This is a genomic window from Endobacter medicaginis (genome assembly GCF_014192375.1).
In the GTDB taxonomy this organism is placed as follows: domain Bacteria; phylum Pseudomonadota; class Alphaproteobacteria; order Acetobacterales; family Acetobacteraceae; genus Endobacter; species Endobacter medicaginis.
In genome coordinates this window covers 1-10,307 of sequence record NZ_JACHXV010000032.1, presented here as the reverse complement: position 1 = coordinate 10,307, position 10,307 = coordinate 1, and the positions used below count along the sequence as shown (strand labels likewise).

Annotated in this window: 11 protein-coding genes and 1 tRNA gene; 8 read left to right on the top strand and 4 right to left on the bottom strand. The window is 62.1% G+C overall.

The window, feature by feature from the left end; genetic code table 11:
• Positions 1–197: 197 nt before the first annotated feature.
• Positions 198–1,619, bottom strand: a complete 1,422-nt coding sequence (locus tag FHR90_RS16305) for an IS1182 family transposase (protein ID WP_176622684.1) — start codon at positions 1,617–1,619, stop codon at positions 198–200.
• Between the two features lie 227 nt (positions 1,620–1,846).
• On the opposite strand from FHR90_RS16305, the gene FHR90_RS16300 reads away from it, so the two are divergent.
• The 7 genes from FHR90_RS16300 (at position 1,847) to chrA (ending at position 7,046) form a co-directional block, all read left to right on the top strand.
• Positions 1,847–2,566 (top strand): TSUP family transporter, encoded by a 720-nt coding sequence (locus FHR90_RS16300; protein ID WP_266153128.1) that lies wholly within the window; start codon positions 1,847–1,849, stop codon positions 2,564–2,566.
• Between the two features lie 107 nt (positions 2,567–2,673).
• Complete coding sequence (locus tag FHR90_RS16295) at positions 2,674–3,045, top strand: ArsR/SmtB family transcription factor (protein ID WP_058389676.1); 372 nt, start codon at positions 2,674–2,676, stop codon at positions 3,043–3,045.
• A complete protein-coding gene (locus tag FHR90_RS16290; RefSeq protein WP_058389675.1) occupies positions 3,038–3,565 on the top strand; it encodes an arsenate reductase ArsC in 528 nt (175 codons plus the stop codon). The genes FHR90_RS16295 and FHR90_RS16290 overlap by 8 nt, the downstream gene beginning before the upstream one ends.
• 8 nt (positions 3,566–3,573) lie before the next feature.
• Positions 3,574–3,999: an arsenate reductase (glutaredoxin) gene (arsC, locus tag FHR90_RS16285; protein WP_058389674.1), complete on the top strand. Its 426-nt coding sequence runs from the start codon at positions 3,574–3,576 to the stop codon at positions 3,997–3,999.
• 9 nt (positions 4,000–4,008) lie between these two features.
• On the top strand, positions 4,009–5,064 hold the full coding sequence (gene arsB / locus FHR90_RS16280; RefSeq protein ID WP_058389673.1) for an ACR3 family arsenite efflux transporter: 1,056 nt from the start codon (positions 4,009–4,011) through the stop codon (positions 5,062–5,064).
• Positions 5,064–5,780: an arsenical resistance protein ArsH gene (gene arsH / locus FHR90_RS16275; protein WP_058389672.1), complete on the top strand. Its 717-nt coding sequence runs from the start codon at positions 5,064–5,066 to the stop codon at positions 5,778–5,780. The genes arsB and arsH overlap by 1 nt, the downstream gene beginning before the upstream one ends.
• Positions 5,781–5,846: 66 nt before the next feature.
• The gene (gene chrA / locus FHR90_RS16270) at positions 5,847–7,046 is read left to right on the top strand and encodes a chromate efflux transporter (RefSeq protein WP_176622682.1); all 1,200 of its coding nucleotides are present in this window, start codon (positions 5,847–5,849) and stop codon (positions 7,044–7,046) included.
• 224 nt (positions 7,047–7,270) lie between these two features.
• On the opposite strand, the gene FHR90_RS16265 is transcribed toward chrA, so the two are convergent.
• Positions 7,271–7,780: a GNAT family N-acetyltransferase gene (locus tag FHR90_RS16265; protein WP_176622680.1), complete on the bottom strand. Its 510-nt coding sequence runs from the start codon at positions 7,778–7,780 to the stop codon at positions 7,271–7,273.
• 3 nt (positions 7,781–7,783) lie between these two features.
• Entirely contained in the window at positions 7,784–8,083 is a 300-nt protein-coding gene (locus FHR90_RS16260) for a type II toxin-antitoxin system TacA family antitoxin (RefSeq protein WP_176622678.1), read from the bottom strand.
• A 529-nt stretch (positions 8,084–8,612) separates the two neighbouring features.
• On the opposite strand from FHR90_RS16260, the gene FHR90_RS16255 reads away from it, so the two are divergent.
• Complete coding sequence (locus tag FHR90_RS16255; RefSeq protein ID WP_176622686.1) at positions 8,613–10,262, top strand: recombinase family protein; 1,650 nt, start codon at positions 8,613–8,615, stop codon at positions 10,260–10,262.
• Here FHR90_RS16255 and FHR90_RS16250 read toward each other — a convergent pair.
• Positions 10,219–10,295: transfer RNA gene (locus tag FHR90_RS16250), tRNA-Met, on the bottom strand. The two genes, FHR90_RS16255 and FHR90_RS16250, sit on opposite strands and share 44 nt — an antisense overlap.
• Positions 10,296–10,307: the final 12 nt, after the last annotated feature.

Below are 10,307 nucleotides of genomic sequence, written 5' to 3'. Positions count from 1 at the left end.
TCTCCTCGGGCTTGTGCTTCTTCGCTGGCATGCGTCGTCCCTTCCTTGGTCCAGACTGTCATAGTCGATGGACCACTCAGAAGGGGGCAGCTCAGCCCTCCTCTCCCTCTAAAGGGGGCGTTGCGGGGCAGGCTGTGCAGAAACTCGCAGACGATTCAGTGCGGGCGCGATGAGGCGAACTGAATCGAGCGGGGCTCTCAGCCTCGCGACATCAGCGCTCCGGTCCCGAAGGCGTTCGAAGCGCGAATGATGTTGAATGCCAGGACCGAGAGGGCAGCTTCGGCTTTCACCCGCCGCAAACCGCGGGTCAGGAAGCGGCCTCCGCCAGACATTCGCTTGATGGTGCCGAAGGGATGCTCGACCGTGCAGCGACGGATCACCATGAGATCGGGATTCTCGTGGACCCGACGCTCCATCCGATCGAGCGCACCCTGATCCACGAGCCTGTGGATCGTGCGTTGATATCCCGGCGTACACTGCGGTTTGATCTGGCAGGTCTGGCACGCGGGCGTTCTGTATCGGATCGCCCGATTTCGGGTATGTTTGCCCTTGGGATGCATGGTTTCACCAGCCGGGCAGCGGATCGTGTCGGTTTGTTCGTCATGGATGAACTGCACAGGGCGGAAGAATTCTGCGCTCATGGCGCCACGCTTGATCGGTGCCGCCACGTGAACACCATCTTGCTCGCAGCGCGCGACCTCCTGCGCATTCGAATAGCCTCCGTCCGCCAGCACTTCGAGCTGGTCGACGTCGAGCACTTGCTTTGCCGCAATCGCCATTGGATGCAGCAACTGGCTGTCGTTGGCTTCGTTGGCGACATCGTTGTGAATGATCAGGCCACTTTCGATATCGACGACACTCTGGAGATTATAGGCTGGAAACTTCGGCGCCCGGCCATATCCCATTGGTCGTGAATCCGGTTCCCCGAAGACCACGACGTTTGTATCGTGCTCTGCAAGTTCGGCCTGCCGTTTCTCCAACCTCCGCTTTCGGCGCTCCAGCGATGCGATGGCGCCGGCAAAAGCCGCGCGATTGACTGTCTGATCGCGCACGTCCGCCGGGTGTTGATCCGCTATGTTGAGACGGTCGAGATAGTAGGCGATTTCCGTTTCAGTATGAGCGATGTCGCGCGCCAGGCGATCTGCTCCAGCGATGTTCTTCGCGCTGGCAACCGCCCGCATCTTGGTCCCGTCCAGTGCCACCTTGCCGGGAGTAACAAGGCCGTTCTCGCGACAGAAGCTGATGAACGCGGCGCCTGTGCGAATGATCGCTTCGGGATTATCGTGCCGGAACGCTGCGATGGTCCGATAGTCCGGGGTCATGCGCCGCATCAGCCAGATGGCCTCCAGGTCGCGCTGGCAGGCTCGCTCCAACTGGCGCGAGGAGCGCAACTGGTTCAGGTAACCCCAGATATACAGTCGCAGCATATCGCCGGGGTGATAACCGGGTCGCCCTGTTGCGGCCGAGACAGTGCGCTCGAAGCCGAGCGCCGTGAGATCGAGGGTTTCGACGAAGCCATCAACGACGCGGACCAGAGATTCCTGCGGAACGTAGTCATCGACGCAGGCAGGTAAAAGAAGCGGCTGGCTTCGATCATATCCCTCAATAAAGCGTCCCATTTTGCCCCCGCGTCGCAAGTAATCAAGTGTAGCATCGGCAGCCGAATAATCCCAGTAAATGCTTGGCAATACGAACAATATCTACTGTGGCGCCATCAGAACATGTTGCTCGCACCAGACTGGTGATAGACAATGAAGCTTCGGGGAACGCGCGCGCTGCCGCACGCTCGGGATGCCGACCATGATGAGGTTCTGGCAAGGTGGAATTGGATGGACTCTGGCTCGCGGTGGCCTTCTTCCTCATCGCACTAATCTATGCGTCGGTCGGCCAGGCTGGGGCATCTGGCTACATCGCGATCATGGCGCTGGTCGGCTTTGCGCCGTTGGCCATGAAGACGACCGCGCTCGCCCTCAATCTGCTGGTCGCAGCAATCGGGACAGCCATGTTCCTGAAGGCGGGAAGGTTGTCGTGGCGAAGTGTCTGGCCTTTTGCGATCCTGGGCTTCCCGTTCTCTCTGCTCGGAGGATCTGTTCAGCTACCGGCGGATATCTATTATCCGGTCGTCGGGGCGGTCCTCGTCCTGTCGGCCGTCCAGATGGCGCGGACGGCCCTTCGTAGATCTGGATCATCTGCGGACCTGCCGACCGATCCGCCCTTCATCCCGGCGCTGGCCACGGGTGCGATCATCGGCTTCATATCCGGCACGACCGGGACCGGAGGCGGAGTATTCCTCGCACCGGTGATCCTCGCGATGAACTGGGGGACAGCGCGCCAGACTGCCGCGACAACCGCCGTCTACAATCTGATGAATTCGGCTGCTGCACTGCTTGGAGCCTATGCCTGGTGGGATCAGATCCCTAGTGCGCTACCCGGGTGGCTGATCGCCGTCGCTGTTGGCGGCTCGCTCGGGGCCTTCATCGGCAGCCGTTACCTCCCCGAACTATGGCTGCGCATCATTCTGGCGGCAATCCTTCTCGCCTCGGGTCTGAGGCTGCTGTTTGGGTGACGGCCAGCTTTCCTATCACAAGCGAGTTTCAGCGGTCTCCCGACGAGGCGGAAACTATGTGCCGTCCCGGTCTAGACTCCAGTCCATATGTCGATTAGTCTCGACATATGGAATCAGAAAACGCCATCCTCGCTTTCGCCGCGCTCGCGCAACCGACCCGCCTCGACGTGTTCCGCCTGCTGATGGAGCACGAGCCGGACGGATTGCCCGCGGGCGAAGTCGCCCGCCGGTTGGATGTCCCGCACAACACCATGTCCACGCATCTGGCGACGCTGACGCGCGCCGGTCTGATTGATGCTGAGCGGCATAGCCGCTCGATCATCTATCGGGCGCGGCTCGACGCTGTGCGGGAGCTCGCGGGCTTTCTCGTCAAGGATTGCTGCGGTGGCCACCCGGAAATCTGCGCGCCCCTGATCGCCGATTTTTCCCCTTGCTGCTCACCGCAAACCCTCGCCGCCAAGGAGGCCACCCATGACTGACCGCATCTACAATGTTCTGTTCCTTTGCACCGGCAATGCCGCGCGCTCGATCCTCGCCGAGAGCATTCTGAAGAAGGACGGCGATGGTCGCTTTCGCTCCTTCTCTGCCGGGTCGCAGCCGAAGGGAGCGGTCAATCCCTTTGCGCTGAAGGTGTTGCGGAGCTTCGACTACCCCGCCGAGGGCTTCCGCTCGAAAGGTTGGGAGGAGTTTGCCGGAGCCGACGCGCCTGTCATGGATTTCGTCTTTACCGTCTGCGACAGTGCCGCCGGTGAAGCCTGCCCGGTCTGGCCCGGCCAGCCCATGACCGCCCATTGGGGGATCGAAGACCCTGCCGCCGTCGATGGGCCGGACATCCAGAAGGAAGCCGCCTTCGTCGCCGCTTTCCGCTATATGAAGAACCGCATCTCGGCCTTTACGTCCCTACCAGTCGCCAGTCTCGACAAGGCGTCGCTCCGCACGAAGCTGACTGAGATCGGCCAGTCCGAAGGTGCGTCGTCTCCACGCAACAGCGCGGCGTGAGGCAGGCTATGGACGTCATCATCTACCACAACCCGGATTGCGGAACCTCGCGCAACACCCTGGCGATGATCCGCAATGCAGGCGTCGAGCCACATGTCATCGAATATCTCAAGACACCGCCGTCTCGGGACATGCTCACCCAGCTCATCGCGCGCATGGGTATCCCCGTCCGCGCCCTGCTGCGCGAGAAGGGCATGCCCTATGCAGAGCTTGGCCTGGGCAACCCGGCACTGAGCGACGAGGAGTTGCTTGATGCGATGATGGCGCATCCCATCCTGATCAACCGGCCCATCGTCGTCAGCCCGAAGGGCGTTCGGCTTTGCCGACCGTCCGAGGACGTCCTCGACCTGCTGCCGCCGCAGCACGGCGCGTTCGTCAAGGAAGACGGCGAGCGGGTGATCGACGAACACGGCCGGCGCGTGCCCACGGCCTGAAGGAATTCCATGTCTACTTTTGAACGCTACCTCACCCTCTGGGTCGCATTGTGCATTGTCGTCGGCATCGCGCTCGGCCATTTTCTGCCGGGCGAATTTCATGCCATCGGCGCGATGGAAATTGCCAAGGTCAACCTGCCGGTAGCCGTGCTGATCTGGCTGATGGTCATCCCCATGCTGCTCAAGATCGACTTCGCCGCATTGGGCGAGGTCGGCCGCCACTGGCGCGGCATCGGCGTGACGCTGTTCATCAACTGGGCGGTAAAGCCGTTCTCGATGGCTCTATTGGGCTGGCTGTTCATCGGCTGGCTGTTCCGGCCCTATCTGCCGGCAGATCAGATCGACAGCTATATTGCCGGTCTCATCATCCTTGCGGCCGCGCCTTGCACGGCCATGGTGTTCGTCTGGTCGAACCTGACCAAGGGCGAGCCACATTTTACGTTGAGCCAGGTCGCGCTCAATGACGCCATCATGGTCGTTGCCTTTGCGCCCATCGTCGGCCTGTTGCTGGGCCTGTCGGCCATCACCGTGCCATGGGGCACGCTGGTCCTGTCCGTGGTGCTCTACATCGTCATTCCCGTCATCATCGCGCAGATCGTCCGTCGTCGACTTCTGGCGAGCGGCGGGCAGGTCGCACTCGATCGGCTGCTTTCAAAGCTTGGACCGGCATCACTTGTGGCGCTGCTCGCGACGCTGGTGCTGTTGTTCGGCTTTCAGGGCGAGCAGATCATCGCGCAGCCGGCAATCATCGGCCTGCTTGCTGTGCCTATCCTGATTCAGGTCTATTTCAACTCTGGCCTTGCCTATCTGCTCAACCGGATGGCCGGCGAACAGCATTGCGTGGCGGGTCCCTCGGCGCTGATCGGCGCGTCGAATTTCTTCGAACTGGCGGTCGCCGCCGCCATCAGCCTGTTCGGCTTTCACTCGGGCGCGGCGCTCGCCACGGTGGTCGGCGTGCTGATCGAGGTCCCGGTTATGCTCTCGGTCGTCTGGATCGTGAACCGCTCCAAAGGCTGGTATGAACGCGGCGGCAAAGTCTCCAGACTGGCGGAGGCGCAGCGCTGATGCCGGACGAGCTTCCCAACCTTGATGCCGGTTGCGCTGATGTTCCCAGTTTGGACCGTCTGCGCGCAGCGACGCCGTCTACCCATCCGCCGCGTATCCTGCTGCTTTACGGCTCGCTCCGCGAGCGATCCTACAGTCGCTTCCTGACATTCGAAGCCGAGCGTCTGCTCAAGCATTTCGGCGCGGAAACTCGTATCTTCGATCCGTCCGGCCTGCCGCTGCCGGACGGGGCTGAGGTCAATCATCCCAAGGTGCAGGAATTACGTGAACTTTCGCGCTGGTCGGAAGGTCAGGTCTGGACCAGCCCGGAGCGTCACGGCGCGATGAGCGCGGTGATGAAGGCGCAGATCGACTGGATTCCCCTTTCGGACGGCGCGGTAAGGCCAACGCAGGGTCGGACACTCGCCGTCATGCAGGTCTCCGGCGGCTCGCAGAGCTTCAACGCCGTCAACCAGATGCGTGTGCTCGGCCGCTGGATGCGGATGGTGACGATCCCCAACCAGTCCTCCGTCGCCAAAGCCTTTCAGGAGTTCGACGAGGCGGGCCGGATGAAACCGTCTTCCTATTATGATCGAGTGGTCGACGTGATGGAGGAACTGATGAAGTTCACACTGCTGACGCGCGACGTCTCTACCTACCTCACCCACCGCTATTCCGAACGCAAGGAGAGCGGCGAGGCTCTGATGCGGCGGGTCAACCTGACGACTGCAACCTGAGAATCTATCTCGCGCCGATCGCACGTCATCGTTTGCAAGAATGCCCCAACCAACGAGGTCTCCTGAATGGATCATAGCCCGCAACAGTCGCAAGGAAGCGTCTCCGAGGTATTCCGCGCATTCCTGAAGCTGGGGCTCACCTCCTTCGGCGGACCGATCGCGCATCTGGGCTATTTCCGGGACGAACTGGTGACGCGGCGAAAATGGCTGAGCGAAAGCGCATATGCCGATCTGGTGGCGCTATGCCAGTTCCTGCCCGGTCCGGCCTCCAGCCAGGTCGGCTTTGCTCTTGGTCTGACGCGGGCGGGATGGCTCGGCGCGTTTGCAGCTTTCCTCGCCTTCACCCTGCCATCGGCCATGATCCTTCTCGCGCTTGCCATGACGGCTACGCGGCTGCAAGGTCCACTTGCGCTTGGCGTCCTGCATGGTCTCAAGATCGTCGCCGTCGCCATCGTGGCGCAAGCCGTGTGGGGCATGGCAAAAAACCTCTGCCCCGATAAGGAGCGCGCCACGATCGCGGTCGTGGCCGTGCTTCTGCTTGCCTGGGCGCCGGGAGTGATCGGGACGATGGCGGCCATACTGCTGGGCGCACTCGCCGGGCTGGCTCTTGGCAAAGGACAGGTCACGATTGGCGAGCATCTGCCTGTGCCGGTTTCACGCAAAGCCGGGCTGACGGCCTTTGCGCTGTTCGCCGTCTTGCTGATTGGTCTCCCGATCCTTGCGGGGCAGGCTCAGGGGTGGGCGCTTGCGGACAGCTTCTATCGTGCTGGCTCGCTGGTCTTTGGTGGCGGACATGTCGTGTTGCCACTGTTACAGGCCGAAACGGTCGCGCCGGGATGGGTGTCCGATGATGCCTTCCTCGCGGGCTATGGCGTAGCACAGGCGGTCCCCGGACCGCTCTTCACCTTTGCCGCCTGGCTCGGAGCGGTCATGGGACCGGCGCCGAACGGCGTGGCCGGCGCGATGATCGCTCTTGTCGCAGTTTTCCTGCCGGGCTTCCTGATCCTGATCGGGGCGCTGCCCTTCTGGGATCAGTTGCGCCGCACGACATGGGCGCAGTCGGCCATGCAGGGCGCCAATGCCGCCGTCGTCGGCATTCTCGGCGCTGCGCTTTATTCGCCTGTCTTCACCAGCGCGATCGGCGGCATGCCGGATTTCGCACTGGCCTTGATTTGTTTCGTGGCGCTGATGGCCTGGAAAGCTCCGCCATGGGTCGTCGTGTTGCTGGCGGCCGTGGGCGGAGCTGCGCTTAGCCTGATGATGTAAAACGTTTCGACAACCTTCGGGCGTTCACTCTGTCAGACCGAGCACATTGATCGAAGCAAGCTGATGCACGGCTTGCAGGATATATCCAAGCCCATTGAGGTCCGGATGAGTTTCTGCACAGCCTGGGGGTCTCCCCGCAGAAGAGGGTGTGCCGGCAACAAAGTGCCGGCCAGGGGGAAGGCTTCCCCCCACCATATCAAGTTGGAAGAGGCTCATCCCTCACGTCAGATTCCCCCTGCCGTCAGCATCGCGGCGATGTCGGCAATCGGCCGGAACAGGACCAACGGATCGTCCTTCGAGGGGATAAAGCCTCGTCGCTGCCAGAACCTGGCAGCGTCTTGATCGACGGCGTTGACCATCAGCGCCCGTCCGCCGATCAGGCGGGCAGCTTGTACACAACGCTCAAGGGCATGTTTCATCAGGCCGGTGCCGATGCCCTGTCCGGCCCAGGCCGTATCCGTGGCGAGCTGCCCGAGCAGCAGACAGGGAACGGGATTGGGCGGCTGGCCCGTGCGGATCGAGCGAGGCAGGATCGAAGGGACCACCCCCGTCGGTGCGAGCCCGTAATATCCGACGACGCGCCCCGCTTCATGGACAACGACGACCGCGGTGAAGCCCTTTTCCTGATTGGAGAGGGCGCGCGCTTTCAGCCAATGATCGAGTGTCGGCTTGCCGCAGGAGAATTCGGAAACATCATGGGCGGCAGTCAGCGGTTCAGGCGCCGATAGAGCCACGGCTCACCGCTTCGCGACGTAGCCGGGCTCCCACGGAGCAGGCCGCTTGAGCACTTCCATCATTTCGGGAACGATGGTGGGCGGACGGGACAGGATTTCCATGAAGTCCGCGAAGCCCTCCGGGCTCATACGGATCAGCCCCTGCTCCATGACGACTTCCTCGGCGGCACGCACGGCGGCATCCCGCACGAAATCCGTGCGAGAACGGCCGCGCAGGCTGGCGGCGCGATCGATCATCGCGACATCCGCCTCGGGCAGCCGCATCGAGATCGGGTATTCCTTGCGTTCGACGGTGGCAGCCATGACCATTCTCCCTGGCCGAAATATAGCGGCTTGTAGCGCCAAACGCAATACGCTATTGTCAGCTTCATCCGCAGCCTGACCTGTCTTGACGAAAGACGCTAAAAAGGGATGGCTGTCGAGGAGGTCACATGGAGCAGGTTTCGCGGCATTTTCGCAGGTCATTTCACGACGCCAGCGTATCCTATTCGTCGCTGGCGCACGCTACGCTGCGCGCAACCGCTCCGTTCTCCGCCGAATATCCGCCTTTGATTTCCGTTGCCTATACTTGGATTCACGACAATCGTGAAAGCCATCAACTTGCAACCGACATCAAACGGCGCAACGATGGATCACGGCAAACGCCCAAAGCAGAGGAGTTCGCTTCGGCTCGTAGAGCCGGAACTGACTCTCGTGCGTCGCGGCGATGGTCCCGACCCGCGCCTGGTCGAGTTGGCTCGCCTGCTCGCCCGTCGTGCCGCGCGAGAGGTTTTCGAGGAGCAGACGAAGGGACGCCGCACGACGCGCTCCTGATGTCTCAGGAGAGTGCGTTGTGAAGGTCGCGATCTATGCCCGCTATTCGTCCGATAACCAGCGCGACGCTTCGATCGCCGACCAGCTTCGTATCTGCCGGCTCCACGCCGAGAAGCAGGGCTGGCAGGTGGTCGAGGAATATACCGACCACGCCATTTCCGGTGCTTCGCTCCTGCGCCCCGGCATCCAGGCTCTGATTTCCGATGCGACGCGCGGCCGCTTCCGCTATGTGCTGGCTGAAGCGATGGATCGCCTTTCGCGCGATCAGGAAGACATCGCCGGCCTTTACAAGCGTATGGCCTATTCGGACGTGAAACTCGTCACGCTCTCCGAGGGCGAGGTCACGCATCTGCATGTCGGCCTCAAGGGCACGATGAATGCCCTGTTCCTGAAGGATCTAGCCGACAAGACCCGCCGCGGTCTGCGGGGCCGAGTCGAGCTTGGCAAGTCCGGCGGCGGCAATGCCTATGGCTATGATGTGGTGAAGAAGTTCGACGCGAGCGGCGAGCCGGTGCGCGGCGATCGGACCATCAACGAGTTCCAAGCCGAGGTCGTTCGCCGCATCTGCCGCGACTATGCCGCCGGCAAGTCGGCCAAGCGGATCGCCTTCGAGCTGAACAAGGAAGGCATCCCCGCGCCCGGTGGCGGCGAATGGGGCTTCAGCACCATCAACGGCAACCCGAAGCGGGGCAACGGCATCCTCAACAACGAGATGTATCTCGGCAAGCTGGTCTGGAACCGGCAGCGCTTCATCAAAGACCCGGACACCGGCCGGCGCCAAGCGCGGATGAACCCCGAGACGGAATGGATCGTGCAGGAGGTGCCGGAGCTACGCATCCTCCACGACGATCTGTGGCAGGCGGTCAAGGATCGCCAGCGGGCCGTCAAGCGGAACCCGAGTGAGGACGGCGACGCCGAGAACCATTTCCGCGAACGCCGGCGGCCCAAATACCTCTTCTCGGGGCTGAGCAAGTGCGCCTGCTGTGGCGGCGGTTATTCAATGATCTCGGCCGATCTGGTCGGCTGCTCGACCGCGCGCAACAAGGGCACCTGCGACAATCGGAAGAACATCCGACGCGATCAGCTCGAAGCGCGCGTCCTCAATGCGCTACGTCATCACCTAATGGACCCCGCGCTGTTCAAGGAGTTCTGCGAAGAATTCACCCGCGAGATGAACCGGCTCCGCATGGAAGGCCGGGCGTCGATCGACGCGGCCGAAGCCGAGGTCAAGCGGATTGACCGCGAACTCGACACGCTTCTGAACCTCATTCTGAAGGGAGGCGCCGCCGATCGTCTCAACGAGAAGATGGTCGTGCTGGAGCGTCGACAGAAGGAGTTGAAGGCGTTCCTTGAGGACGCCGAAGAGCCGCCACCCCTCCTGCATCCCAACATGGCGCATCATTACCACGTCCAAGTCGACGAACTGTATGCCGCGCTTCAGGAAGATTCGGAGGAGAAGCGGATGGTCGCCTCCGACGTGATCCGCTCGCTGGTGCGGGAGATCACTCTGACGCCGGAAGACAACGAGCTGAAGATCGATGTGCGCGGCGATCTCGCTGGGATCCTTGCGATTTCGCTGAAAAGCAAAAGGCCCGCCGGAGGGGCGGGCCAATCGCAAGTTGAGATGGTTGCGGGGACAGGATTTGAACCTGTGACCTTCAGGTTATGAGCCTGACGAGCTACCGGGCTGCTCCACCCCGCGCCAATGTATTGG